Below are 24,374 nucleotides of genomic sequence, written 5' to 3'. Positions count from 1 at the left end.
TGCGTGAACAGTCTTATCATAACGATACACATAATACTGAGGCTCATAATGTTAGAAAAGAAAATCATTAAAAATACGTTGGCGCTGCTGATAATATCCAGCATTCCACCCAGCCATGCAAGTAATAACGATAACAGCGGAACGGCATTTACCGTGAGCCTTGGCGCGGTGTCATCGCCAAAATACAGCGGTTCAAATGAACAAACCTGGGGAGCCGCACCGCAATTTCATTTCCAACAGGATAATTTCTTTGTCGATTCAATGAATGGCGCAGGTTTTCGTTTCCAAAGCGAGAATGGTTTATATTTCATTCCAACAATAGGCTATGATTCTGGACGAACCGATGAAGATTCAGGTTGGCGCAAAGGCTCTGACGCACTTAAAGGCATGGGAGATATTTCAGCAACCGTTAATGCGGGCTTAGCCTTGGGATGGGCGTTAACGCCCTGGCTGGTGTTGGAAGGGAAAGCCACTCTGCCGCTGAGTGATGGCCAAGGGATATCTTACGCGACCTCCGTCGATTTCATTCCTGTTCTGGATGAAGAGGATACCGTTGCGTTTAAAATCAGCGCATTATTTGCAGACTCTCGTTATATGAACACCTGGTACGGCGTGACCAGCACGCAAAGCGCAAACTCGGGTTACTCCCGCTATAACAGCGCAGGCGGCTATTACGGCACCGACGTGAGCCTGACGTGGGCGCATCAGTTTAACGAAAACTGGGGGGCTTGGTTTGGCATTAACCATACCTGGCTGGGGGATAACGCCGCCAATAGTCCTATCGTTAAACAAAAGGAGGGGACAACAGGCGTCGTGGCAATAAGTTATACGTTCTAAGCCAGTACAAAAAACCTGAAGCCGCAAAGTGACGTTCAGAAGAGTAATGGGACTTTAAATATCCCCCACTCAACAGCTTGTTGTAATTAAAGTTTCATTACTCTTCAACCGACTATTCAGGAATTTGACTAATGAAGTTAAAAACAGGGTTTTAACGCGGTTTTCAAACGTTTTAGTAACGGCTTAAATATATAAAGCCTGGGGAAATTAACGCATTGCGGTACATCATGAGAAGAGCACGACTTGAAATCACAGGTTATTGCTCTTGCTCCGTTGCCGAGCATGGCAATACCGCTTTGAATGCCGGAGCATTGCCTTTCATGGCAATGAATCGCGGTGATGAATATTGATACCAGTAAAAAAATCAACGACAGGGTTTTCACGATGGCCTTCCTCATTACAGTTTAACTGTCTTTAATGGTTTATTCACCAAAAAGGAAATCATGCCAAAAAATCATCAACCCAGTGTCAACCCACTGCAAAGAAACGCTCAACATGGCGCCAAAGTAAAACTATGTCGGACTTTCATTCCATGGCAGCCGGATTAAATATCAGCTAGTTATTTTTACAGAACGTACCGAACACAATCAAACCGAAAGTGGAAACCCAGTAAAACAGGATGAATTTATGTTTATAAAGATCGCGTATTGCCTTTTCACTGTTTCATCGACGCTTGCGTTATCCGGCTGCGTTTCGCTTTTCTAACCGTCAGAGGCCTGAATGAAGTCACTCATTTACATTTCTATTCTGTCATCCATTTTTTTACTCAGCGGCTGTTTATCCATCGGCACGCACCTGTTCAATAAGTAGCCGTAATAATCCCTCGCGCAGCCGGACAATCTCATTGTCTGGCTGCAAGATCTCATATCCACCCAGATGGACGGTCATGTAAGTTGCAAAACTCGGCTAACACAGAAGAGTAAGGGAGACGATGATTGGCGGAAGATCACAGGAGTCGAACCTGCCCAGGACCGCTGGCGGCCCCAACCGGATTTGAAGTCCGGCCGCCCCACCGGGGACGAGGATCTTCCTTGGAGAAGAGAAGAAGCAAGGCGCTGATTATAGCGCAGTTTGTTCGCTGCGCTAAGCGGGAAATGGCGGCCGCCGGCGATTCGGCGGCCGGGGAGCGCTACTTCAGGAAATCCTTCACGTCCAGCAGGATGAACTCGTTGTCATCCGCCATATTGGGTTGGCGGCTGGAGGAGAACGGGAAGTTGTTGTCGTTGCCGACGATGATATGGTTGGCGTCCACCACGTCCACGTTCTCGATGGTGAAGAACGGGAAGGTCAGCACGCCGTCGTTCAGCGGCTTGCGCGCCAGCTTGTTCGGATCCTGAATGTTCATCAGGTCGATATAGCCCAGTTTTTCGACCGGTTTGCCGACGTTGGCGTCCGAGAAAGCGATTTTATACACTCGCTTGAACTTGGCCACCTGGCTGAAGCAGTTGTCGGTTGGCGCGCCGGCGGCGCAGGCTTTATCCGGCGTGCCTTCGCCGTTGTCGCGCTCGATCACCAGCCCGTGGGTGGCGTCGATCATGTTGAAGTCGCCGATGGCGTTCTGGTTGTCTTCCAGTACGTACTGCCAGCTGCGGCCGGTCCAGGCCTGCTGTTTGACGTCGAACTCCAACACCCGCAGGTAGCGTTTGCCGCCGACGTTCTCGAACTGTTCGCCATCCCACAGCGCCCCTTCCAGCAGCGGGTACAGCTTGCTGCCGTCCGTCGAGGCGGCCATGCCTTCAAAGCCTTTGGAACGCGCCACCTGAAAGTTCTGCTTGCCGTCCGGCGCGCCCGGCAGGGTTAGCGTCGGGTTGTCCGGCGATTTCACCACCTTGCCGTCTACCTGGGTGTCGAACACTGCCAGCACCTTGCCGTTCAGGTCAGCTTTGATCAGGTAAGGCCCAAACTCTTCGCCGATCCATAAGGCATCGTCGGCAAACTGGAAGCTTTCCGGATCGAAATCGCTGCCGGTCAGATAACGTTTCTCGGTGCTTTCGTTGATGATGTGAAACGGCACCTTTTTATCCGGATCATGCAGGAACACCGTCTTCAGCGGCGCGACCGTGCCGTCTTTGAAATCGATCTTGTAGTGGTTGAGGTACAGCATGGCGTCCGGGGAGTTGGCCTTGCTGCCGAAACCATTGTCGGTCAGCACCCAGTAGGTGCCGTCGGGCATGTGTTTGATGCCGGAGTGGCCCTGCAGCGGCTGGCCGTTGATCGGCAAGCCGATGCCGGTCAGGCGATCGGCGGATTTACCCGCCACGCTGCCCAACTCGGTGACGCGTTTCCCGCTGGTGTATTTGCCGCTCTGCTGCAGATCGCTCGGCGCGTCCTTCGGTGTGGAAACGGCGGATTTCACCGGCAGCAGCGCATGCCCCGCCAACGTCGCCGGCACCGGCTGCGCGTCGGCCCACAGGTTGGCGCTCAGCGCCATGCAGCCGACCAGCAGCGCCAGCCGGGTTTTGGTGTTGTGCATGTCATTGTCCCTTTTCGTTGTTATCGCCCAGAAGTAAAAGCAACGTCACTATAGGGAGCGGCAATGACAGAAATATTATTCGGCGAACGCCCGCCGGTAGCTGTGCGGATGGAAGCGCCAGGTGATGGCGATCAACACCACCACCAGCAGCGCGTGGATCTGCCAGTCCAGCACGAAGCCACCGCTATAGTCGCGCAGCAGGCCGGAGAGGTAAGGCGTGACGCCCGCCAGCAGGAATCCGACGCCCTGCATGAAGGCCACCAGTCGCCCGGCCGCCGCCGGCTGGTGCAAGTGATCGAGCGCCAGCACCAGACACAGCGGGAACGCGCCGCCCAGCCCCAGCCCGGAAAGCAACACCCACAGCCACGGCAGCGTCTGCGGTAGATAAATCAGGCCGATAAAGCCGATCAGTTGCATCATCAGCGCCAGCAACAACAGCGGCCGCCGGTCATGATTGCGCGCCAGCGTCGGCAACAGCAGCGCGCCCACGACCTGGCCGAAGGTCATCAGCGCCAGCAGCGAACCGCTGGCCTGCGGCTGCCAGCCGAGCTGCATGTAATACGGCGGCAACCAGGCGATCAGGCTGGTATAGCCGCCGTTGATCAGGCCGAAATAGGCGCCGAGCAGCCAGGCGCGCCGGTTGCGCAGCAGGCCTGGCTCGCGGTGTTCTCCCGCCGCGCTAAGGCGAGACAGCCCCCGGCTGACCGGCCACCAGGCCACTAGCGCCACCAGGGCCGGCAACGCCCACCAGGCCAGTGCGCTGTGCCAGTCGTGCCCTACGCTCATCAGCCACGGCGTGATCGCCGCCCCCAACCCGCCACCGCCCATCAGCGCCGCCGACCACAGCCCGGCCACCAGCGCCATGCTTTTGAGGAAGTGATGCTTGATGATGCCGGGCATCACCGCCTGGATCACCCCGATGCCGAGCCCGCCCAGCACCGCGCTCATCAGCAGTTGCACGCTGCCGGGGGCCAGTTCGCGCCAAAGCGCGCCCAGCCCGATCGCCAACAGGCTCAACGCCACGGCGCTGCGTTCGCTGAACAGTCGGTTGATGGCGCCGCCCGCCAGCGCCATCAGGCCCATCATCAGCACCGGCAGCGTGGTCAACAGCGCCGCGCCGCCAAAACTCAGCCGGGTGGCCTGGCGCAACGTCGGCAGCAACGGGCCGATCGAGGTCAACAGCGGCCGCATGTTCAGGCCGATCAACACCAGCGCCAGCAACAGGGGGTTGAGCCAACGGCGTGGAGAAGGTGAATTAACAGAATGATTTAACACGGCATATTCCTGGTACTGCGAAATGAAGAGTGCGGCGTCACAGCGCGATCGCCGCAGCGTTGCGTTACTGTAGGCAACGCCGCTAGTATTGGGAAATTAAATAATAAAATAGCCAACAGTGGGAAAATGAATCGCTACCCGATGTTCAATCCGCAGCTGCTGCTCAGCTTCGTCGCCGTGTGCGACAGCAACAGCTTCACCCGCGCCGCAGAGCGGGTGTTTTTGTCGCAGTCCACCGTCAGCCAGCAGGTGCGCCGGCTGGAAGAGATGCTGGGCAAGCCGCTGTTTGAGCGTTCCTCGCATCAGGTGCTGCTGACCGAAGAAGGCGTCAAGCTGTTGAGCTACGCGCGCCGCATTATCGCGCTGAATGAAGAAGCCCACGATGCGCTGACCGGCATCTGGCGCGACGGCGTGCTGCGGATCGGCATGCCGGAAGATTTCGCCGTGCCCACCACCGGGCTGCTGGCCGAATTCAGTCGCGAGCACCCGCACCTGCGGCTGGACGTCGCCAGCGGCCTGAGCGCCGATCTGCACAACGCCTACGCGCGTGAAGAGCTGGATCTGATCCTGGTGAAGCAGCGCCGCCGGCAACCGCCGCGCGCCGCGCGGCCGGAACCGCTGCTGTGGCTGGACAGCCTGGCCTTCCCGGCCATCGAGCAATCGCCGGTGCCGCTGGCGGTATTTCCACTGAACGGCCTGTACCGCGACGAGCTGTGCCAGGCGCTGGACACCCTCGGCAAACGCTGGCGCATCGGCTACAGCAGCGCCAGCCTGGCGGCGCTGACCGCCGCCTCCGCCGCCGGGCTGGGCGTCACCCTGCTGCCGGCCGGCTGCCGTTTGCCGATGCACCGGGTGCTGGGCGCGGCCGAAGGATTGCCGCCGATAGACAGCTTCGAACTGGCGCTCTACTACCGCGACGGCGCCCCCGCCGCCACGCTGGCGCTGGCCCAGCGGCTGGCGGCGTTTTGCGGGCTGAAGTAAGGCAGCTTACGCCACTATCTGCGGATGTTCGCGCTGCAGCCAGTCGATAATCCGTACCCACAGCGCTTCTGTCTGCTCAAGGCAAGCCTGTACCGCCGCGTCCGTCACCAAGTCGCCGGAATAATCCGCCACGTTGCGCTGTTTTCGCAATGCATCCAGGCAGATCATTTCCTCTCGCGGCAGCCCTACGGTGAGCGGCAACGATTGGATCATGATCTGGTGATGGCCGGGTTTGCTGGTCAGCGTGCGGTATCCTTTGGCTTGTAAAGCGGCATTCGCCATTTGCATGACCGCCTTATATGCCGTGTCGAAACGGCTCTCATTGTTAAGCTGAGTGATACCCGCATCGCGTCGGTTGCGAGCGGCGGCGGCCAGCAATTTTTTAATCGCCCCCGCGTCAGGCGTTATCACCTCCAGTCCCAGCCCGACCAGATTGTCCAGCGTCATCCTTGTCTCCCACAATCCAGAGTTGGGGTTTATCCATAATGTCCTGAATAAACGCGGAGTTCTCGGCCAAAGCCGCTCGCCACTCTTCAGGCGAATACAGTTTGGGGTTAATTTCCCGACCCAGCGTTGCCTGCAGCGGGTAAACCGCCTGAATCACCTCCGCAAAAGACAGTTTGCCGACGATCAGAACATCGATATCACTGGCCGCCGTCGCTTTGCCACTGGCGACAGAACCAAAAATAAAAGCGCGTTCAATAGCTTCGCCAAACGCTGCCAATGTCTGCCTTAAGAACTCCGCCGGCCCGCAAACCTTGCGGAAAATCGCCGCCAGCTCAGGGAAAATCAGGCAATCGGCGTTGGCCTGATAGCAAATTTGGTTGCCCTGCCGCTGCCTGAGCAAGATGCCGCTCTCCGCCAACCTGCTCAACTCTTTATGTAAAGTGCCGGCCTGAGTTGCGGTGCGCCGCGCAATTTCTCGCACATGAAACGCACGCCCGGCTTCAATAAACAGCAGGCTTAGCACTTTTCTACGGTATTCGCTGAACAGCAACTCGAGCATCGGATCGTGCATAACGCTGACCTCAATGTAGCTTTAATGGCTACAAATGTAGCCATTAAAGCTACGAAAGAGCAAGCCAGGAAAATCCTTGCCCCGGCGCACGCCGGTCATTACCAAATCGAATAGTCACCAGTGGCAAATGTCGCTGCCAACCGGCCGGTTCCTCTCCTAAATTGGGGGATGTTTTCACCCACCTCACCTCTGGATTAAGGAACCGAACGTGGAAAACCCTCAACAACCGGGCCGCAGAGCCTTCCTCAGCCAAACCGGCAAACTCACCACCGCTTGCGCGGTGATCGGCCTGACCGGCGGCATGGCGCAGGCCGCTTCGCCTGGCGGCGAGCCGTGTGCGCCAACGCCGATGACCCTGACCGATCGCCACTACTGCCTGAGCGAGGTGCGGCTGGAAGACGGCTTTGAATACGACGGCGAAACGGTGATCGGCACCCGCACCGCGCTGTACACTCTGGAGATCAAAGACGGCAAGATCGCCGCCATTCACGCCGCCAACGCCGCGTTGCCGGCCGGCGTGCCCCGCTATAAGGCGCAGGGCCGGCTGCTGCTGCCGGCGTTTCGCGATATGCACATCCACCTGGATAAAACCTTCTACAGCGGCCCGTGGCAGGCGCCGCGCCCGCGCCAGGGCAAGACCATCATGGACATGATCGCGCTGGAGCAGACGCTGATCCCGACACTGCTGCCCACCTCGCAGCAACGGGCGGAAAACCTGATCGCCCTGCTGCAATCCAAAGGCAGCACCGTGGCGCGCAGCCACTGCAATATCGATCCGGTCAGCGGCCTGAAAAGCCTGGAGCACCTGCAGCGCGCGCTGGAAAACCACCGGGCGGACTTCAGCTGTGAAATCGTCGCCTTCCCGCAGCACGGCCTGTTGCACTCCAGGGTCGACGCGCTGATGCGCGAAGCGATGCAGATGGGCGTGCAGTACGTCGGCGGGCTGGATCCGACCAACGTCGACGGCGCGATGGAGAAATCGCTCGACGCCATGTTCCAGATCGCCCTCGATACCGGCAAAGGCGTGGATATCCACCTGCATGAAACCAGCCCGGCCGGGGTCGCCGCCATCAACTACATGATCGCCACCGTGGAGAAAAACCCGGCGCTGCGCGGCAAGGTCACCATCAGCCACGCTTTCGCCCTGACCACGCTGACGCCGGGCGAACTGGCGGAAACCGCCACCCGACTGGCGGCGCAGCAGATCACCATCGCCTCCACGGTGCCGATCGGCGGCCTGATGATGCCGCTGCCGCAGCTCAGTGAGAAAGGGGTGTTCGTGATGACCGGCACCGACAGCGTGATCGACCACTGGTCGCCGTTCGGCACCGGCGACATCCTGGAGAAGGCCAATCTGTACGCCCAGCTGTACCGCGGTTCCGACGAGTATCACCTGTCGCGCGCCATGGCCATCTCCACCGGCGGCGTGCTGCCGCTGGACGATAAGGGGCAGCGCGCCTGGCCGAAAGCCGGCGATGCCGCCGAGTTCGTGCTGATCAACGCCAGCTGTTCCGCCGAGGCGGTCGCCCGTCTGCCGGCGCGCAGCGCCACCTTCCATCAGGGGCGCCTGGTCGCCGGACAGGTGAGCAAAGCCTAAGGTCGGTCCGTTGTTGTCATCATGATGGCCGTTTTTGGCCTTCTGCCAGAGTAAAGCGCGGCGCAAGATGGTCGCTACACACACTGGCGGAGGGCCGAAAATGTCACAGAGCGCGTTATTGATCATCGATGTCCAGCAATCATTCCAGCACCGTCCATTCTGGCAGGAGGACGATCTGCCGGCGTTTCAACAGGCGCTGACCCGCCTGATTGCCGGCTGCCGACAGCGCGGCGCGGCCCTGGTCGACGTGCTGCACGTTTCGCCGCAAGGGCCGTTCTCACTGGCTTCGGGCCATGTGCAGCGCCTGCCGTTCCTCACCCACCAGGCGGATATCACCGTACACAAGCATGTGCACAATGCGCTGACCGAATCCGGCCTCAACGCCTGGCTGCGCGAGCGGGACATCAACCACCTGATCGTCTCCGGCATCCGCACCGAGCAGTGCTGCGAAACCACCACCCGGGTGGCGTCCGATCTCGGTTATCGGGTGACTTTCGTCACCGAGGCGACGTTAACCTTCCCGATGCGCCATCCCGGCGGCGAAGTCTTTACCCCCGCGCAGTTGAAGCGGCATACTGAAACCGTACTGGTCGATCGTTTCGCCCGCATCGCCAGCGTGGATGAGGCGCTGGCGCAACTCGCACAGGAGTAACCATGTCGCAGGCCGTCTATTTTCTGCTGTTGCCCAACGTGCTGTCGCTGGACGTCAGCGGCCCGGCGGAAACCCTGCGCCTCGCCGGGCAGTTCAGCCTGCGTTACCTCAGCCCGGCGCCGCAGATCGTCTGCTCCATCGGCATGACGCTGAGCGGCCTGCAGCCGTTGCCCGAACGCCTGGAAGACGGCGCCATCCTGGTGCTGCCGGGCGTCGGCGATTCGCAGCGCTATTTCGCCGGAGAGGAGGCCGAGCAGGCGCGCCGCTGGCTGGCGACGCTGCGGCCCGATCTGCAACGGCAGCGCATCACCCTGGTGTGCATCTGTTCCGGCGCGCTGCTGGCGGCGCAGGCCGGGCTGCTCGACGGCTATCAGTGCACCACCCACCACGACGTCATCGAACGTATCCGCCTCCAGGCGCCGGCGGCGCAGGTGAAAGAGAACCGCATCTTCGTCGAAGACCGTGGCGTCTACACCAGCGCGGGCATCACCACCGGCATCGATTTGGCGCTGCACCTGGTCCACCGCCACTGCGGTTCCGGCCGGGCGCGCGACGTCGCACGCGACATGGTGGTTTATTTCCGCCGCGCCGGCGACGATCCGCAGCTGTCGCCCTGGCTGCGCTACCGCAACCACCTGCACCCGGCGGTGCACCGCGCGCAGGACGTGATGGCCGCAGAGCCGGAGGCCGACTGGTCAGTGCCGCAGATAGCGGAGAAGGCGCACGTCAGCAGCCGCCACCTGGCGCGGCTGTTTCGCAACCACGTCGGCATCAGCGTGCGGGAATATCATGAGCAGCTGCGGCTGGCGGTGGCACAACAGCGCCTGCAGCAAGGGTATGGCTTGGAGAAGGCCGCGCTGGCAGCTGGGTTTTCTTCCGGGCGGCAGCTGCGCCGCGCCCAGCAGCGCCAGCGCTCGCCGCTATGACACCAGCCGGCGGGTATCCAGCCGCTGCAGGCCGACAGACAGCAGCAGGCTGCCCCCCAGCGCCACGCCGAACACCCAGAAGATATCCAGCAGCGGGTGGCCGGTGAAATCCAGGTGCCGGCTGCGCATCACGTTGACGATAAGGGCGTGAAAACCGTAAATCGCCAGCGAATGACGGGAAAATACGCTCAGCCAGCCGATCGGCTGCGGCAGACAGTGTTTCACCCACACCAGCAGCGCCACCGCCGCCATAAACACCAGCGGGCCGCTGTAGATGTAGTAGGTATCGGCGAAGTTGCCGTTGATGAACAGCTGATGTTTGGTGCCGCGCGCGATCAGCGCCACGCACAGCGCAAATCCCAACGCCGCCAACCAGCCCACGGCGCGCCCGCGCGCCTCCATCATGCCAATCGCCCGTCCGGCCAACGCATACAGCAGGTAGTAGAAGGTATCGCCGTAGATATACAGGTTAACCGGCAGCAGATGCGCGTTGCCGAAGGTCAGCTTATCGGTATTCGGGTTGGCGATCGCCGCCAACATCACCAGCGCGGCGGCCAGGTAGCGGCGCGATACCGGTTTGACGCTAATCAGCGGCGACAGCAGGTAAATCACCGCGATGGCGTAGAAAAACCACAGATGATAGAACACCGGCTTTTGCAGGATGCCGCGCAGCGACTGGCCAGAAACCGATCTTGGTGAAAGCCGCGATATAGATCAGCGCAATGGCGCTGTAGAACAGAATGCAGCAGAGGATGCGGGTGAAATGCCGCCGGCCGGCGCTCTTTTCGCCGAAGAACAGGTAGCCGGAAATCATGAAGAACAGCGGCACCGACACGCGCGACAGTGAGTTCAGCACGTTGGCGATGTCCCAGTTGTGCAACCCTATCGCCGCGCCGTTGGTGACGTAATAGGTGGTGGCGTGGATCATCACCACCATCATGCACGCCATCGCCCGCAGGTTGTCTATCCAGCCGATTTTCTCGCTCAAACGCTCGCCCGATCTTGTGTCATATTGATATGTTAAGAAGAGGTTATCGGGCACGGCGTTCGGCGACAACCCAAAAGCGAAATATCAGAATGCACTTAAACAACACCTTATGATTGCGAAGGTGAACAATTGGCGGCAAAATAGCCGCCATAACTCGCTCAGTTTGCGCTTCCCGCCCTGGCAGTTCCTTTTTCTCTTTTACTATCAGTACAATAATATGAAAACGACATTACCACCTGCGGCACGTTTGGGCCGGCAGGCGCTTTTATTCCCTCTTTGTCTGGTGCTGTTCGAGTTCGCCACCTATATCGGCAACGATATGATTCAGCCCGGCATGCTGGCCGTCGTGGCGGATTTCAACGCCGGCGAAGAGTGGGTGCCCACCTCGATGACCGCCTATCTGGCCGGCGGCATCTTCCTGCAGTGGCTGCTCGGGCCGCTGTCAGATCGCCGCGGCCGTCGCCCGGTGATGCTGGCCGGGGTGGCGTTCTTTATCGTCTCCTGCCTGGCGATCCTGCTGGTCACCACCATCGAGCAGTTCATCGCCATGCGTTTCCTGCAGGGCATCGGCCTGTGCTTTATCGGCGCGGTCGGCTACGCCACGATTCAGGAGTCGTTCGAAGAGGCGGTGTGCATCAAAATCACCGCCCTGATGGCTAACGTGGCGCTGATCGCCCCGCTGCTGGGGCCGCTGGCCGGTGCGGCGCTGATCCACGTCGCACCGTGGCAAAGCATGTTCGTGCTGTTTGCGGCGCTGGCGGCCATCGCCTTCTACGGCCTGTGGAAAGCCATGCCGGAGACCGCCACGCTGCAGGGCGAGGCGTTCTCCGCCGCCAACCTGTGGCGCGACTACCGCCAGGTGCTGGGCAACCGCCGCTTCCTGTGCGGCGCCCTGGCGATCGGTTTCGCCAGCCTGCCGCTGCTGGCCTGGATCGCCCAGTCGCCGGTGATCCTGATCAGCGGGGAGTCGTTGTCGACGCTGGATTACGGCCTGCTGCAGATCCCGGTGTTCGGCGCGCTGATCCTCGGCAACCTGACGCTGGCGCGCCTGACCGGCAAAAACAGCGTGGAGCGCCTGATCAAGCTGGGCGCTGGCCCGATGCTTCTGGGGCTGCTGATCGCCGCGCTGGCGACTCAATTCTCCAGCCACGCCTACCTGTGGATGACCGCCGGCCTGAGCCTGTACGCCTTCGGCATCGGCCTCGCCAACGCCGGGCTGTACCGCCTGACGCTGTTCTCCAGCAACGTCAGCAAAGGCACCGTGTCCGCCACCATGGGCATGCTGAGCATGATGGTGTTCACCGTCGGCATCGAGCTGGCCAAGGTCGCCTACGTCTGGGGCGGCAGCGGGTTGTTCAACCTGTTCAACCTCATCAGCGGCCTGTGCTGGCTGACGTTGGTGGCGCTGTTCCTCGCCAAACGCCGCAACGGCGATCCCACCCCGCAGCCGAACGGCGCGGCATAAGCGCGACGATAAAACGCCGGTCTGGTTTCCCGACCGGCGTTTTTTATGCGGCTTCAGCCGAGCAGCCCCCCCAGCGCATACCCCGCCCCCACCACCGCTACCGCCAACAACAGCAACGCCGACAGGACGGAGATCGCCCGCCGGGCACGGCGTCAGGTTTATCGGGTAGGGGAATTCGGCCTATCGCTCTTCGCGGGTATGCCAAATACGCAGAACATAAATCGTTGCCGGCTGCACCTGGTAACGTATCTCATAACGGCCGACCAGAATACGCCTCACTTCCTGCGGTAAAAACTCGTCCAGTCTTTCACCCAGGCGAGGATTATCGAGCAACGCTTTAGGCGCGGCGACCAAGGCCTTCACCGAATTCGCTGCCGCAGTGCGGTTAGCCAAGGCAAGAAACTCAAACAAACGCGCCAAATCCGGTAGCACCTTACTCGTCCATTTTAACTCCATCAGCGCGGTACCGGCAGCGGCTCGTCACTGTCCAGGCTGGCCGCCCAGGCTTCTACCGACTCATGATCGATAACGTTTTGCTGTTCGACATCGGCCAGCGCCGCCAGCGTTAACCGACGGCGCTCTTCCTCTTGCTCAAGCCAGGCGGCGAGGGCTTGCTTCACTATCCATCCCCGTGAACGGTCAAGTTTGGCGGCCATTTCATCCACCTTTTCAGCCAACGGCAGCGGGACATGAGCGGTGATGACTTTCGTATTCATCGTCTTGCTCCTCAGTACAATCAATATCAATCAAAGTGATTAAAGCTGATTACACCGCCATCAGAGAACAAAAAACACGCAATCAGTTGCCGAACAGCCCGCCGTCGCGCAGCAGATGCTCGTTGCCCTTGCGGCGGGTAAAGCCGCTGCGATCGAAGAACTCCAGCACCTGGATCGCCAGCTTGCGCCCGACGCCGAGCCGATCGCGGAAATCGGCGGCGTTGGCGCCCCCGCGCTCCGCATCCAGCTCGCGGATCAGCGCCGCGAACTGATCGATGCGTCGGCTGAGGTAGTAGCGATCCACCACCACCGCCGTCACATGGCCCAGTTGAGCCGCCTTGCGCAGCAGCGCGCGCACCCGGCTCTCCTCTTCGCCCAGCTCACTCGCCAGATCGCGCACCCACCACGGCTCGTCGCCGAACAGCGGCTCGATGCGCGCCCACAGCGGCGCCTCTTCGGCGCTGAACGCCAGGCCGTGTTCCGGCAGATGCAGCCAGCCGCGCGTATTGCGCAGCGCGCCGGCCTTCAGCAGCCGATCGATCATCATAAACACCAGCATTTCCGGCTGCTGAGGCAGGGCCATGCGCCGCAGGCGGGCGCGCCCTAAGCCCAGCTGATCGGCGTGCTGTTGGTGATACTCCGCCAGCACCTGCAGCAGGCGGCTTTCCGCCTGTTGCACCTGATCCTGCGCCAGCGCCCGGTCACCGACGATCAGCAGATCGCGGTTCGCCAGCAGTGCCGCCAGGCCGTCGTCGGTCAACTGACGCGCCCAGGCAAACGCCGCCAGCGACAGCGCGCCGTGCGGCAGCTCAAGCGCCAGCGCCTGCGCATCGTCCTGCGCCTGCGCCAGGGCCTGCAGCCATGCCAAATAGTCCGGCTGGCGCTTGCCGCGCTTGGGCGCATTCAGCCTGAGCACCCGGGCCGCGCCCAGCGTTTGCCGCGCGCCGATATCGCGCAGCACCAGCCGATCGTTCTCCGCCAGCCACAGCGGACGATCGAGGATCAGTTCCGCCAGCCCGTCGTTCAGCAGCGAAATGCGCCCGGTGATGTGGCTGGCGGCATGGTGCAGATGCAGCGGCTGCCAATGGCGGATCGGCCGATCCGTCTCAAGCGCCACCAGAATGCGTTCCGCCGCCTCCGGCGGGCGCTGCGCCAGCAGCCAATCGCCGCGCGCGATCCGGTCTTTATCGACATCGCCGCTGATGTTAAGCGCGATGCGTTGCCCGGCCTGCGCCTGTTCCACGGTCTGATTCTGGGCATGCAGGCCGCGCACCCGCACCGGCGCGTCGGCGCCGGTCAGCCACAGCGTATCCCCCACCTTCACCCGGCCGCCGAGCGCGGTGCCGGTCACCACCAGCCCCGCCCCTTTGACGCTGAACGCACGGTCTACCGCCAGACGAAAACGGCGCGTCAGCGCATGCTCGCCGGGCGACAGCGCCAGCAAATGCGCGCGCAGCGCCTCGATACCCTCGCCCGCCGCCGCCGCGGTGACAAACAGCGGCGCATCGGGCCAGCCCTGGCGCGCCAGCTCGTCGCGCACCTGACTGAGCACCTCATCGACACGCGCCGCCTCCACCCGGTCGGCCTTGGTCAGCGCCACCGTCAGCGCCGGGCGCCCGCTCAGGCGCAGGATCGCCAGATGCTCGCGGGTCTGCGCCATCACGCCGTCGTCGCAGGCCACCACCAGCAGCGCATGGTCAATGCCGCCGACGCCCGCCAGCATATTGGCGAGGAATTTTTCGTGGCCGGGCACGTCGATAAAGCCCAGCACCCGGCCGTCCGGCTGCGGCCAGTAGGCGTAGCCCAGATCGATGGTCATGCCGCGGCGCTTTTCTTCCGGCAGGCGATCCGCGTTGATCCCGGAGATCGCCTGCAGCAGAGTGGTTTTGCCATGATCGACATGGCCGGCGGTGGCGATGATCATGATGCGCTCAACGCGTCGATCAGCGCCCCTTCCTGTTCCAGACAGCGCAGATCCAGCCACAGCCGGCCGTCGCCGAGGCGGCCGATCACCGGCTGCGGCAGGCGGCGCCAGCGTTCCGCCAGCGCTTCCAGCGTGGCGCCGCGGCCGTCGCGCGGCGTGAAGGTCAGCGCATAGCTGGGCAGGCGATCCACCGGCAGCGAACCGCTGCCAATCTGCGACCAACACGGTTCGGCGCGCAGCTCGAAATCGGCGGTGAACCGTGGCGTCAGCACCGTCAGCAGCCGCTCGGCCGCCTGTTGCATCTCCTGCTGCGGGCGGGTCAACAGCCGCAGCGTCGGCAGCTGCTCAGCCAGTTTTTCCGGCTGCAAATAAAGCCGCAGCGTGGCCTCCAGGGCCGCCAGCGTCAGCTTGCCGACGCGCAGCGCGCGCTTGAGCGGGTGCTGCTGAAGGCGCGCGATCAGCGCCTTTTTGCCAACGATGATGCCGGCTTGCGGGCCGCCCAGCAGCTTATCGCCGGAGAACGTCACCAGATCGACGCCGGCGGCCAGCAACCGCTGCGGCATCGGTTCGGCGGGCAGGCCGTACTGCGCCATATCGATCAGCGAGCCGCTGCCCAGATCGGTGGCGGTCGGCACGCCCTGTTCGGCCCCGAGCTGCGCCAGTTCGGCCTCGTCGACCGCCGCGGTAAAGCCCTGAATGCTGTAGTTGCTGGTGTGCACTTTCATCAACAGGCCGGTCTGCTCGTTGATAGCCTGGCGGTAATCCTTCAGATGAGTGCGGTTGGTGGTGCCGACCTCAACCAATTGACAGCCGGCCTGGCGCATCACGTCGGGAATGCGGAACGCGCCGCCGATCTCCACCAGCTCGCCGCGCGACACCACCACCTCTTTGCCGGGGGCGATCGCCGCCAGCATCAGCAGCACCGCCGCCGCGTTGTTATTGACGATGCAAGCGTCTTCCGCGCCGGTCAGCCGGCACAGCAGACTCGCCACCGCCCGATCGCGATGGCCGCGCCCGGCGCCGTCCAGATCGTACTCCAGCGTCACCGCCTCCCCCATCACCGCGCTCACCGCATCCTGCACCGGCTGCGCCAGCAGGGCGCGCCCGAGATTGGTGTGCAGCACAGTGCCGCTGAGGTTGAACACCGGCAGCAAAGCCGGGCGTTGCTGCCGGGCCAGCTCGGCCCGCAGCGCCTGCGGCCAATCGCCGCACCAGGCCGGTAAACGTTGCTGCTGTTTTATCGCGTCGCGCGCCTCGGCCTGCAGCCGGCGCAGCAGTTCGCCGATCAGCGTCTGGCCATGCTGCGCCACCAGCGGTTCAATCGCGGATTCACGCAGCAGGCGGTCGATGGCGGGCAGTTGGCTGTAAAGAAGGTGGGATTCAGTGCTCATGGTCGCTCGGTTTTCAGTTTAGACGTATCGGCATAGCAAAACCCCGCCGCGGCGGGGAGAAAAGAACGTTCAGGGCGGCGCCGTGCGGGCGAAACTTTCGCGGGCGAACAGGCGTTCGGCCAGCTTGACCAGCGCCGGACGTTGGACGCACCAGTTGGGCAGGATGCGGCGGAAATTCAGGTAGCCCAACGCGCAGCCGGTGGCGATATCCGCCAGCGTCAGCCGCTCGGCATTGAGCCACGTTTTTTCCTGCGCCAGCGCCTCCAGCGCATCCAGGCCGTGCGTCAGCTTGTCACGTTGGCGCAGCATCCAGTTTTCGTCCTGCTTTTCCGGCGCGCGCCGGCTTTCGCGGTACAGCGTCGCCGCCGCTTCGGTCACGCCGTCCGCCAGCGCCGCTACCTGGCGGACGCGCAGCGCCACGGCGCGATCGGCCGGCAAAAACGCCGGCTCCACCGTCAGCAGTTCGAGGTATTCGGCCACGATCGGCGAGTCGTAAAACACCTCGCCGTCATCGGCGATCAGCACCGGCACTTTGCCGAGCGGGTTCTGCTCCTTCACCCGGCTGCCGGGCTCATACGGCGGATCGTTGACGAATTCAAACGCGATCCCCTTCTCCAGCAGCATCACGGAAATCTTGCGCACAAAGGGGCTGGTGTAACTGCCGATAAGCTTCATCCGGTCTCCTCCGCTTCGTCCTGGCCGCGGCGCAATGCCCTTACTTCACCGCCAGAGTATCGATAATCCGCTGCACCAGCGCCTGATGCACTTCCGGCGTTTTGGCCGGCGACAGCATTTGCAGCGTTACCACCCGTTTGTTGAACACCGTCAACACCAGGGTGGACACCACCTTTTGGCCGTTGACGGTCTGCTCGGTATCCACCCGGCGAAACTTCTGTTTGCCGACGGTGAAGTTCTCTTCTTTGGTGGTCTGGATATTCTGATAGCGCTCGGCCAGCACCGTGATGGCGCTCTGCGTCAGCTCTTTCAGCATTTTGTCGCTGGTATTGATCTTCATGCCGTCCGGCGGGATCACTTCGGACGAAACCGCGCTCTGGCGCGACTTGCCGTCAAGAAAGCGCTGGATGGTGGAGGTGCTGTCATTGACGATGCCGCTGTTCAGCGTTTGATCGCTAAAGCCCGGCGGCAACTCGAAGGTGATCTTGCCCTTCTGCAGCGACACGTTCAGCCCCGGCGGCGCGGGTGGGGCCTCTACCGGCGCAGGCGGCGGCGGTGGCGCGGGCTGCGTCACGGTCGGCTTGGTGTCCGGTGGCGGCACCGCCGGTTTGGTGTCGTCCTTGTTGTCGCAGGCCGCCAGTCCGATCGCCAGCACGGCGACCGCGGTCAGTTTTGCCAGGGTGTTTAACATCGTGGTTCCTTTCGCTTGGCGCGTCATGGCCTAAACGTAGCAACTCGCCCGGGCGAATGCCAGAAGCCCGTTCTGAAATTGCTTGTCCGGCCCCGCGCGAACGGGGCCGGGCGGTTACTCCGCCGGGAACAGGAACGGATTGATGCTGCTGCGGCCGAAGCCTTCCTCTTCCATGCGGGCGTCCAGCACCAGCGAAGCCAGATCGTCGGCCACCGCTTCGACCTGCGGGTCTTTTTCCTGATAGAGGATCTTCAGGTAAGTGCCGCAGTCGCCGCAGCTTTCCGCCTTCACCGCCGCCTGCTCGCTGTCCAGCGACCAGTAGTTGAGATCGCGGGTCTGCTCGCAGTTGCTGCACTTCACCCGCACCACGTGCCATTCGCTTTCGCACAGGTTGCAGTGCAGGTAGCGCAGGCCGTTAACGGTGCCGATATGCACCATGCTGGAAACCGGGATGCTGCCGCACACCGGGCAGAACTGGCGCTGCTCGCCGTATTCGGCGCGCGCCTTGCCGGGGATCAGGCTGGCCATCTGCGCCCAATAGAGCGACAGTGCGGCCCAGAGGAACGGCGCCTTCTCGCTGCCCACCTTGCCGAACTCGCGGTTGAGCAAGGCGTCGGCCATCAGCTCCAGCTCGTGCGCCGAGGCCTTCTCCAGGTTGTCCAGCACCACCAGAATGTGTTCCGGCGCCTGCGGACGCAGCTCGGCGATCAGCGATGTCAACAGCTTGCGCCAGTGCTCGCTGCGCGGGAACACGCTCAGATCGAGCGGCGGTTTGCCGCTGGCGGCACCCTGCACCAACGCTTCACTCAGATCGAGCTGCAGCGGGTTATCGTGCAACGCATGCTGCTGCGCCTGCGCCAGCTCGGCGGCAAAGTTCAGGTAGTCACCCAGCGGGTTGTCGACCGCCAGCTGACGCAGACGATCGGCGCGGCGGCTGTACAGGCTTTTCAGGTTGGCGAAAAGTAACGGCGGGATGTTCTCCGCCGTTGTGGACTTCTCACGCTGTGCCCCTAACTGCTCTTTAGGAACGATGCGGATACTCATCAGGGTTTATCTTCCTGTCGTTTCTCGCGGACCTCACGGTACCAGCGCGGATGATGTTTCTTGGCCCAGGCCGCCGGCACCCAGCCTTCCACCATCGCGGTAATGGTGCCTTTTACCCACAATGCGGCGTAAATGTGCACCATAATCACGATGATAAGGCCGACCGCGGCCAGCGAATGCACCAGCAGCGCGATGCGGATCAGCGGGATGGAGAACGACGGCGCAAAATACGGCCGCCAGATCACCACGCCGCTGGCCAGCAGCAGCACCAGGCTGACGATCGCCGCCCAGAACACGCACTTCTGGCCGAAATTATAGCGCCCGGTGTCACCCACTTCCTCGTTCATGGCGATTTTGTGGATGTTCTTGGCCCAGACGATATCTTCCCGGTTGATCAGGTTATGCTTCCAGTAGCGCAGGAACATCAGCAGGAACGCGGCGAACATGATGACCCCGACAAACGGGTGCAGAATGCGCGCCAGCTGCGGCGTCCCGAAGATGTTCATCAGCCAGTTGAAGGAGGGGAAGAAGAACCCCAGCCCGCTGATGGCGGCGAACACGAAGCAGAACGCCACTATCCAGTGGTTGATGCGCTCCGGCGCGCTGTAACGCTGAATGGGCTTTTCCTTTCTCATTTGCGCGTCTCCTCGTCATGCGACTCGTCGTGCTCGTCCTCATCCTCGACGCGGTTAGGCCCGACGCCGACATAGTGGAACACGCTGGCCGCGAAGGTGGCGGCAAAGCCGATGGCCGCCAGGGGTTTCCACACGCCCTTCCAGAAGGTCACCGCCGGGCTGATGCTCGGGTTGTCCGGCAAACCGTGGTACAGCTGTGGTTTGTCGGCGTGGTGCAACACGTACATCACGTGCGTGCCGCCCACCCCTGCCGGATCGTACAGACCGGCGTTCTGGTAGCCGCGGGTGTTCAGCTCGCTAACGCGATCCGCCGCCACCTGCTTCATCGCTTCCTTGGTGCCGAAGTGAATCGCGCCGGTCGGGCAGGTTTTCACGCAGGCCGGTTCCTGGCCGACGTCCACGCGGTCGACGCACAGGGTGCACTTGTACACCCGGTTGTCGTCCTTGTTCATGCGCGGCACGTCGAACGGGCAGCCGGCGATGCAGTAGCCGCAGCCGATGCAGTGCTCGGACTGGAAGTCGACGATGCCGTTGGCGTACTGAATGATCGCGCCTTCCGACGGGCAGGCCTTCAGGCAGCCCGGATCGGCGCAGTGCATACAGCCATCCTTGCGGATCAGCCATTCCAGCTTGCCGTTTTCCTCCACCTCGGAGAAGCGCATCACCGTCCACGACTTGGCGGTCAGATCGGCGGGGTTATCGTACACCCCGACGTTGTGCCCCACTTCGTCGCGGATGTCGTTCCATTCGGAACAGGCCACCTGACAGGCCTTGCAGCCGATACAGGTGGTGACATCGATCAGTTTGGCCACTTCTTCCTGGTGGTCACGGGCGCGCGGCGCCGGCGTGAAGCCATTGGTGGCGGATTTACGAATGATGTCTTGAGATTGCATGGCCATAATTCGTCTCCGTTACACCTTTTCCACGTTGACCAGGAACGCCTTGAACTCCGGCGTTTGCGTATTGGCGTCGCCGACGAACGGCGTCAGCGTGTTGGCGATAAAGCCTTTCTTCGCCACCCCTTCGTAACCCCAGTGAATCGGGATGCCGATGGTGTCGACTTCCTGGCCGTGCACCTGCAGCGTGCGAATACGCTTGGTCACCACCGCCTTGGCTTTGATGTAGCCACGGTTGGAACTGACCTTCACGGTATCGCCCTGCTTGATGCCCTTCTTCTCCGCCAGCTTTTCGCCGATCTCCACGAACTGTTCCGGCTGCGCGATGGCGTTCAGCCGCGCGTGCTTGGTCCAGTAGTGGAAGTGCTCGGTCAGACGATAGGTGGTGCCGACGTACGGGAACTTGTCGGATTTGCCCATCGCCGCCAGATCGTCCTTGAACACGCGCGCCGCCGGGTTGGACACCACGTTCGGGTGCAGCGGGTTGGTGCCGAGCGGCGTTTCGAACGGCTCGTAGTGTTCAGGGAACGGCCCTTCCGCCATTTTGTCGGTGGCGAACAGGCGGCCCATGCCTTCCGGCTGCATGATGAACGGCCCGACGTCGCTGCCCGGCGCGGCGGTGCTGTAGTCCGGGATATCGGCCCCGACCCACTTGGCGCCGTCCCACTCCAGCAGCTGGCGTTTCGGATCCCACGGTTTACCCTGCGGATCCGCCGAGGCGCGGTTGTACAGAATGCGGCGGTTGAGCGGCCATGCCCAGGCCCAGCCCAGCGTGTTGCCGAGACCGGACGGATCGGCGTTATCGCGCCGCGCCATCTGGTTGCCGGCCGGCGTCCAGCTGCCGGCGAAGATCCAGCAACCGCTGGCGGTGGTACCGTCGTCGCGCAGCTGCGCGAACGAGCTGAGCAGCTCGCCTTTTTTCACCACCACTTTGCCGTCGGCATCCAGCAGATCCGCCAGCGCCTTGCCGTTGTTCTCCTGCGCCACCTCTTCCGGCGCCGGGTTGTCCGGCGTCAGGTAGTCCCAGCGCATGTTCAGCACCTGTTCCGGCACCGCGCCGCCGTCGCGCGCATACATCTCGCGCAGGCGGCTGAAGATGCCCGCCAGGATCTCGCCGTCGTTCAGCGCTTCACCCGGGGCGTCCGCGCCTTTCCAGTGCCACTGCAGCCAGCGGCCGGAGTTGACGATCGAGCCGTTCTCTTCGGCGAAGCAGGTGGACGGCAGGCGGAACACTTCGGTCTGGATCTGCGAGGAATCCACCTCGTTGAACTCGCCGTGGTTCTGCCAGAAGTTGGAGGTCTCGGTGTTCAACGGATCGATGGTCACCAGGAACTTCAGCTTGGACAGCGAAGCCACCACCTTGTTTTTGTTCGGGAACGACGCCACCGGGTTAAAGCCTTGGCAGAAGTAGCCGTTGACCTTGCCCTGCGACATCATCTCGAAGTACTGCAGCACGTCGTAGCCTTTGTCCCACTTAGGCAGCCAGTCAAAGCCCCAGCTGTTGTCCTTCTGCGCCTTGTCGCCGTAGAAGGTCTTCATCATGCTGACGAAGAATTTCGGGTAGTTGCCCCAGTAGTTCACCTGGCCCGGCAGCAGCGCCTTCGGCGTGTTGGCCTTCAGGTAGGTCTCGAGATCGGTCTGTTTCTCCGACGGCAGCGTCAGGTAGCCCGGCAGGCTCTGCGACAGCAGGCCGAGATCGGTCAGCCCCTGGATGTTGGAGTGGCCGCGCAGCGCGTTGACGCCGCCGCCCGCCATGCCCATGTTGCCGAGCAGCAGCTGGATCATCGCCATGGTGCGAATGTTCTGCGCGCCGACCGAGTGCTGAGTCCAGCCCAGGGCGTACAGGAACGAAGCGGTCTTATCCGCGACGCAGGTTTCGGCGATGTATTCGCACACCTTGAGGAAATCGTCCTTCGGCGTGCCGCAGATGTTGGTCACCACGTCAGGCGTGTAGCGGCTCACGTGCTGCTTCAGCAGGTTCCACACGCAGCGCGGATCCTGCAACGTGACGTCGCGCTTGGCGAAGCCGTTCTCGTCGAACTGGTAGTTCCAGGTGGTTTTGTCGTACTTGCGGTTTTCCGCGTCGTAGCCGCTGAACAAGCCGTCTTCGAAGGCAAAGTCTTCCCGCACCAGCAGGCTGGCGTTGGTGTAGGCCTCGACGTACTCGCGGTTAAACTTGTTGTTGGTCATCAGATACAGCAACACGCCCGACAGGAAAGCAATGTCGGTCCCGGAGCGGATCGGCGTATAGAAGTCCGCCACCGATGCGGTTCGGGTAAAGCGCGGATCGATCACGATCAGCTTGGCATTGTTGTGTATTTTGGCTTCCATCGCCCAGCGGAACCCCACCGGATGCGCTTCCGCCGCATTACCGCCCATGACGATAATCAAATTCGCGTTCTTGATATCAACCCAGTGGTTGGTCATCGCACCGCGACCAAATGTTGGAGCAAGACTTGCTACCGTTGGTCCGTGTCAGACACGCGCCTGGTTGTCTACGGCAAGCATGCCGAGAGCGCGACTAAATTTTTGCGACAGAAAACCGGTTTCGTTGCTGGCGGCCGAGGCGCACAGCATGCCGGTGGTCAGCCAACGGTTGACGGTAACGCCCTGGTCGTTGGTTTTGATGAAGTTGGCGTCACGGTCTTCTTTCACCAGCTTGGCGATGCGGGTAAAGGCGTCGTCCCAGCTGATGCGCTGCCATTTGTCCGACCCCGGCGCCCGGTATTCCGGGTACTTGAGGCGGCTTTCGCTGTGGATAAAGTCAACCAGGCCGGCGCCTTTCGGGCAAAGCGCGCCACGGTTTACCGGGTGATCCGGATCCCCTTCGATATGGAAAATGCTTTCTTTGGCGTTTTTGGCGCCATCACCAAGGCTGTACATCAACAGCCCACAGCCGACGGAACAATACGTACAGGTATTACGGGTCTCGCGGGCGCGCAGCAGTTTGTACTGCCGGGTTTCCGCCAACGCCACTTCGGGGGCAAAGCCCAGCGCGGCCACCGTCGTTCCTGCCATACCGCCAGCGCAGATCTTAAAGAACTGCCTTCTGCTGACCTGCATGGGGGTCTCCTTTACTCTCGATTGTCACATTGTTCAAATGGCGCTCCTCGCCAAAACGGCGGAGCGCTAATGTCACTGTTGTTATGCTGATACGCGACGCGGCGATATTACCACAGCGTGCTTGTGGTTGTTACACACTCGTGCTCATTCAGTGAACGCATTGGCACATTTCGATACATTTCGGCGTCGCAGCAGGCTCGGCGCTCTCTACAGTATAGAGAGTAACCAACGCATCGGCGCCAAGGCATGAAGAGGCGCTCAAGGCCTCTTTTCTATCAGTATGTTAACGCAGCGATTTGTTCATTAACCACACAGTCAGCAGGGCATTGATAATCATTTTCAATATCATTTAATTAACTATAATGATCCGACTGCTTACGCGGTGCTCGCCCTTTGCGCCGCCCATACACCACTGGAGATGATGATTATGAGTTATTCACTGCCATCCCTGCCGTACGCTTACGACGCACTGGAACCGCATTTCGACAAGCAGACGATGGAAATCCATCACACCAAACACCATCAGACCTACGTCAACAACGCCAACACCGTGCTGGAAGCTTACCCTGAGCTGGCCAAATACAGCGTTGAAGAGCTGATCCAGGATCTGGATAAAGTGCCTGCCGACAAACGCACTTTCATGCGCAACAACGCCGGCGGCCACGCCAACCACAGCTTCTTCTGGAAAAACCTGAAAACCGGCACCACGCTGGGCGGCGATCTGAAAGCGGCCATCGAGCGCGATTTCGGCAGCGTTGAGAAATTCCAGGAAGAGTTCGAGAAAGCCGCAGCCACCCGCTTCGGTTCCGGTTGGGCCTGGCTGGTGCTGAAAGACGGCAAACTGGCCGTGGTGTCTACCGCTAACCAGGACAGCCCGCTGATGGGCGAAGCCGTCGCCGGCGCTTCCGGTTTCCCAATCATCGGTCTGGACGTGTGGGAACACGCTTACTACCTGAAATATCAGAACAAACGCCCTGACTACATCAAGGCGTTCTGGAACGTGGTCAACTGGGACGAAGCGGCCGCACGCTTCGCCGCGAAGAAGTAATTCGCCCCCGTTGATGAAGATGCCCGCCGCCGGCGGGTATTTTTTTGCCTGAAATCCGCTAAAGTTTGACCACTTCTTG

General features: G+C 61.5%; 22 protein-coding genes, 1 tRNA gene and 1 pseudogene. 7 read left to right on the top strand and 17 right to left on the bottom strand.

Features of this window, described 5'->3' with window-relative positions; translation table 11 throughout:
• Positions 1-48 precede the first annotated feature (48 nt).
• A complete protein-coding gene (locus ACORQT_RS00345; RefSeq protein ID WP_164058170.1) occupies positions 49-837 on the top strand; it encodes a MipA/OmpV family protein in 789 nt (262 codons plus the stop codon).
• A 137-nt stretch (positions 838-974) separates the two neighbouring features.
• Here the strand turns inward: ACORQT_RS00345 and ACORQT_RS00340 are convergent, their stop codons facing one another.
• The 4 genes from ACORQT_RS00340 to ACORQT_RS00325 all read right to left on the bottom strand — a co-directional run bounded on the left by ACORQT_RS00340 (position 975) and on the right by ACORQT_RS00325 (position 4,501).
• Positions 975-1,220, bottom strand: coding sequence for a hypothetical protein (locus tag ACORQT_RS00340; RefSeq protein WP_164058171.1), 246 nt, complete (start codon positions 1,218-1,220; stop codon positions 975-977).
• Between the two features lie 553 nt (positions 1,221-1,773).
• A tRNA-Sec gene (locus ACORQT_RS00335) sits at positions 1,774-1,868 on the bottom strand.
• 98 nt (positions 1,869-1,966) lie between these two features.
• Positions 1,967-3,310: an esterase-like activity of phytase family protein gene (locus tag ACORQT_RS00330; RefSeq protein ID WP_164058172.1), complete on the bottom strand. Its 1,344-nt coding sequence runs from the start codon at positions 3,308-3,310 to the stop codon at positions 1,967-1,969.
• Between the two features lie 75 nt (positions 3,311-3,385).
• A complete protein-coding gene (locus ACORQT_RS00325) occupies positions 3,386-4,501 on the bottom strand; it encodes a cyanate transporter (RefSeq protein ID WP_275891536.1) in 1,116 nt (371 codons plus the stop codon).
• 210 nt (positions 4,502-4,711) lie between these two features.
• Here ACORQT_RS00325 and ACORQT_RS00320 point away from each other — a divergent pair, with 210 nt between their 5' ends.
• A complete protein-coding gene (locus tag ACORQT_RS00320) occupies positions 4,712-5,566 on the top strand; it encodes a LysR family transcriptional regulator (RefSeq protein ID WP_164058174.1) in 855 nt (284 codons plus the stop codon).
• A gap of 6 nt (positions 5,567-5,572) precedes the next feature.
• Here the strand turns inward: ACORQT_RS00320 and ACORQT_RS00315 are convergent, their stop codons facing one another.
• On the bottom strand, positions 5,573-6,013 hold the full coding sequence (locus ACORQT_RS00315; protein ID WP_444859301.1) for a DNA-binding protein: 441 nt from the start codon (positions 6,011-6,013) through the stop codon (positions 5,573-5,575).
• The gene (locus ACORQT_RS00310) at positions 5,964-6,584 is read right to left on the bottom strand and encodes a nucleotidyltransferase domain-containing protein (RefSeq protein ID WP_033652291.1); all 621 of its coding nucleotides are present in this window, start codon (positions 6,582-6,584) and stop codon (positions 5,964-5,966) included. Before ACORQT_RS00310 ends, ACORQT_RS00315 begins: the two co-directional genes overlap by 50 nt.
• A gap of 208 nt (positions 6,585-6,792) precedes the next feature.
• Between ACORQT_RS00310 and ACORQT_RS00305 the strand changes: the two genes are divergently transcribed.
• From ACORQT_RS00305 to ACORQT_RS00295, 3 genes are all read left to right on the top strand, one after another.
• Positions 6,793-8,181 carry an amidohydrolase family protein gene (locus ACORQT_RS00305; RefSeq protein ID WP_089192371.1) on the top strand — a complete coding sequence of 463 codons (1,389 nt, stop codon included), beginning with the start codon at positions 6,793-6,795 and terminating at the stop codon, positions 8,179-8,181.
• A gap of 100 nt (positions 8,182-8,281) precedes the next feature.
• Entirely contained in the window at positions 8,282-8,833 is a 552-nt protein-coding gene (locus tag ACORQT_RS00300) for an isochorismatase family protein (RefSeq protein WP_072626481.1), read from the top strand.
• Positions 8,834-8,835: 2 nt separating this feature from the next.
• The gene (locus ACORQT_RS00295; RefSeq protein ID WP_101452792.1) at positions 8,836-9,759 is read left to right on the top strand and encodes a GlxA family transcriptional regulator; all 924 of its coding nucleotides are present in this window, start codon (positions 8,836-8,838) and stop codon (positions 9,757-9,759) included.
• Here the strand turns inward: ACORQT_RS00295 and ACORQT_RS00290 are convergent.
• Positions 9,754-10,747, bottom strand: a pseudogene (locus tag ACORQT_RS00290) (acyltransferase). The gene ACORQT_RS00295 and the pseudogene ACORQT_RS00290 sit on opposite strands and share 6 nt — an antisense overlap.
• A 217-nt stretch (positions 10,748-10,964) precedes the next feature.
• Between ACORQT_RS00290 and ACORQT_RS00285 the strand changes: the two are divergent.
• Positions 10,965-12,212, top strand: a complete 1,248-nt coding sequence (locus tag ACORQT_RS00285) for an MFS transporter (protein WP_033633516.1) — start codon at positions 10,965-10,967, stop codon at positions 12,210-12,212.
• Positions 12,213-12,392: 180 nt separating this feature from the next.
• Here ACORQT_RS00285 and ACORQT_RS00280 read toward each other — a convergent pair whose 3' ends face one another.
• The 10 genes from ACORQT_RS00280 to fdnG all read right to left on the bottom strand — a co-directional run bounded on the left by ACORQT_RS00280 (position 12,393) and on the right by fdnG (position 23,247).
• Positions 12,393-12,668 carry a type II toxin-antitoxin system RelE/ParE family toxin gene (locus ACORQT_RS00280; protein WP_164057663.1) on the bottom strand — a complete coding sequence of 92 codons (276 nt, stop codon included), beginning with the start codon at positions 12,666-12,668 and terminating at the stop codon, positions 12,393-12,395.
• Entirely contained in the window at positions 12,668-12,928 is a 261-nt protein-coding gene (locus ACORQT_RS00275; protein ID WP_047025978.1) for a CopG family ribbon-helix-helix protein, read from the bottom strand. The genes ACORQT_RS00280 and ACORQT_RS00275 overlap by 1 nt, the downstream gene beginning before the upstream one ends.
• An 82-nt stretch (positions 12,929-13,010) precedes the next feature.
• Positions 13,011-14,852 (bottom strand): selenocysteine-specific translation elongation factor, encoded by a 1,842-nt coding sequence (selB, locus tag ACORQT_RS00270; RefSeq protein ID WP_164057664.1) that lies wholly within the window; start codon positions 14,850-14,852, stop codon positions 13,011-13,013.
• The gene (gene selA / locus ACORQT_RS00265) at positions 14,849-16,243 is read right to left on the bottom strand and encodes an L-seryl-tRNA(Sec) selenium transferase (RefSeq protein ID WP_164057665.1); all 1,395 of its coding nucleotides are present in this window, start codon (positions 16,241-16,243) and stop codon (positions 14,849-14,851) included. Before selA ends, selB begins: the two co-directional genes overlap by 4 nt.
• A 69-nt stretch (positions 16,244-16,312) precedes the next feature.
• Positions 16,313-16,918, bottom strand: coding sequence for a glutathione S-transferase (locus tag ACORQT_RS00260; protein WP_033645111.1), 606 nt, complete (start codon positions 16,916-16,918; stop codon positions 16,313-16,315).
• Between the two features lie 40 nt (positions 16,919-16,958).
• Positions 16,959-17,609 carry a DcrB-related protein gene (locus ACORQT_RS00255; RefSeq protein ID WP_033645112.1) on the bottom strand — a complete coding sequence of 217 codons (651 nt, stop codon included), beginning with the start codon at positions 17,607-17,609 and terminating at the stop codon, positions 16,959-16,961.
• Positions 17,610-17,723: 114 nt separating this feature from the next.
• On the bottom strand, positions 17,724-18,653 hold the full coding sequence (gene fdhE / locus ACORQT_RS00250) for a formate dehydrogenase accessory protein FdhE (protein ID WP_033645113.1): 930 nt from the start codon (positions 18,651-18,653) through the stop codon (positions 17,724-17,726).
• Positions 18,653-19,288, bottom strand: a complete 636-nt coding sequence (gene fdoI, locus ACORQT_RS00245; protein ID WP_033645114.1) for a formate dehydrogenase cytochrome b556 subunit — start codon at positions 19,286-19,288, stop codon at positions 18,653-18,655. Before fdoI ends, fdhE begins: the two co-directional genes overlap by 1 nt.
• Entirely contained in the window at positions 19,285-20,187 is a 903-nt protein-coding gene (gene fdxH, locus ACORQT_RS00240; protein WP_004934014.1) for a formate dehydrogenase subunit beta, read from the bottom strand. The genes fdoI and fdxH overlap by 4 nt, the downstream gene beginning before the upstream one ends.
• Before the next feature lie 12 nt (positions 20,188-20,199).
• Positions 20,200-23,247 (bottom strand): formate dehydrogenase-N subunit alpha, encoded by a 3,048-nt coding sequence (gene fdnG / locus ACORQT_RS00235; protein ID WP_103101707.1) that lies wholly within the window; start codon positions 23,245-23,247, stop codon positions 20,200-20,202.
• Positions 23,248-23,674: 427 nt separating this feature from the next.
• Here fdnG and sodA point away from each other — a divergent pair, with 427 nt between their 5' ends.
• A complete protein-coding gene (gene sodA, locus ACORQT_RS00230) occupies positions 23,675-24,295 on the top strand; it encodes a superoxide dismutase [Mn] (protein WP_004934003.1) in 621 nt (206 codons plus the stop codon).
• Positions 24,296-24,374 lie beyond the last annotated feature (79 nt).

The sequence above is a fragment of the Serratia sp. (in: enterobacteria) genome, from assembly GCF_052400455.1.
GTDB lineage: Bacteria > Pseudomonadota > Gammaproteobacteria > Enterobacterales > Enterobacteriaceae > Serratia > Serratia ureilytica.
The sequence above is the reverse complement of the archived record's forward strand: the minus strand, read 5'-3'. Positions and strand labels throughout refer to the sequence as shown.

What these genes read in the sequence shown, in the direction of transcription:
- ACORQT_RS00345 (WP_164058170.1), top strand. Translation starts at nt 49, where the DNA reads ATGTTAGAAAAGAAAATCATTAAAAATACGTTGGCGCTGCTGATAATA.
- ACORQT_RS00330 (WP_164058172.1), bottom strand. Translation starts at nt 3,310, where the DNA reads ATGCACAACACCAAAACCCGGCTGGCGCTGCTGGTCGGCTGCATGGCG.
- ACORQT_RS00325 (WP_275891536.1), bottom strand. Translation starts at nt 4,501, where the DNA reads ATGCGGCCGCTGTTGACCTCGATCGGCCCGTTGCTGCCGACGTTGCGC.
- ACORQT_RS00320 (WP_164058174.1), top strand. Translation starts at nt 4,712, where the DNA reads ATGAATCGCTACCCGATGTTCAATCCGCAGCTGCTGCTCAGCTTCGTC.
- ACORQT_RS00315 (WP_444859301.1), bottom strand. Translation starts at nt 6,013, where the DNA reads ATGACGCTGGACAATCTGGTCGGGCTGGGACTGGAGGTGATAACGCCT.
- ACORQT_RS00310 (WP_033652291.1), bottom strand. Translation starts at nt 6,584, where the DNA reads ATGCACGATCCGATGCTCGAGTTGCTGTTCAGCGAATACCGTAGAAAA.
- ACORQT_RS00300 (WP_072626481.1), top strand. Translation starts at nt 8,282, where the DNA reads ATGTCACAGAGCGCGTTATTGATCATCGATGTCCAGCAATCATTCCAG.
- ACORQT_RS00295 (WP_101452792.1), top strand. Translation starts at nt 8,836, where the DNA reads ATGTCGCAGGCCGTCTATTTTCTGCTGTTGCCCAACGTGCTGTCGCTG.
- ACORQT_RS00285 (WP_033633516.1), top strand. Translation starts at nt 10,965, where the DNA reads ATGAAAACGACATTACCACCTGCGGCACGTTTGGGCCGGCAGGCGCTT.
- ACORQT_RS00280 (WP_164057663.1), bottom strand. Translation starts at nt 12,668, where the DNA reads ATGGAGTTAAAATGGACGAGTAAGGTGCTACCGGATTTGGCGCGTTTG.
- ACORQT_RS00275 (WP_047025978.1), bottom strand. Translation starts at nt 12,928, where the DNA reads ATGAATACGAAAGTCATCACCGCTCATGTCCCGCTGCCGTTGGCTGAA.
- selB (WP_164057664.1), bottom strand. Translation starts at nt 14,852, where the DNA reads ATGATCATCGCCACCGCCGGCCATGTCGATCATGGCAAAACCACTCTG.
- selA (WP_164057665.1), bottom strand. Translation starts at nt 16,243, where the DNA reads ATGAGCACTGAATCCCACCTTCTTTACAGCCAACTGCCCGCCATCGAC.
- ACORQT_RS00260 (WP_033645111.1), bottom strand. Translation starts at nt 16,918, where the DNA reads ATGAAGCTTATCGGCAGTTACACCAGCCCCTTTGTGCGCAAGATTTCC.
- ACORQT_RS00255 (WP_033645112.1), bottom strand. Translation starts at nt 17,609, where the DNA reads ATGTTAAACACCCTGGCAAAACTGACCGCGGTCGCCGTGCTGGCGATC.
- fdhE (WP_033645113.1), bottom strand. Translation starts at nt 18,653, where the DNA reads ATGAGTATCCGCATCGTTCCTAAAGAGCAGTTAGGGGCACAGCGTGAG.
- fdoI (WP_033645114.1), bottom strand. Translation starts at nt 19,288, where the DNA reads ATGAGAAAGGAAAAGCCCATTCAGCGTTACAGCGCGCCGGAGCGCATC.
- fdxH (WP_004934014.1), bottom strand. Translation starts at nt 20,187, where the DNA reads ATGGCCATGCAATCTCAAGACATCATTCGTAAATCCGCCACCAATGGC.
- sodA (WP_004934003.1), top strand. Translation starts at nt 23,675, where the DNA reads ATGAGTTATTCACTGCCATCCCTGCCGTACGCTTACGACGCACTGGAA.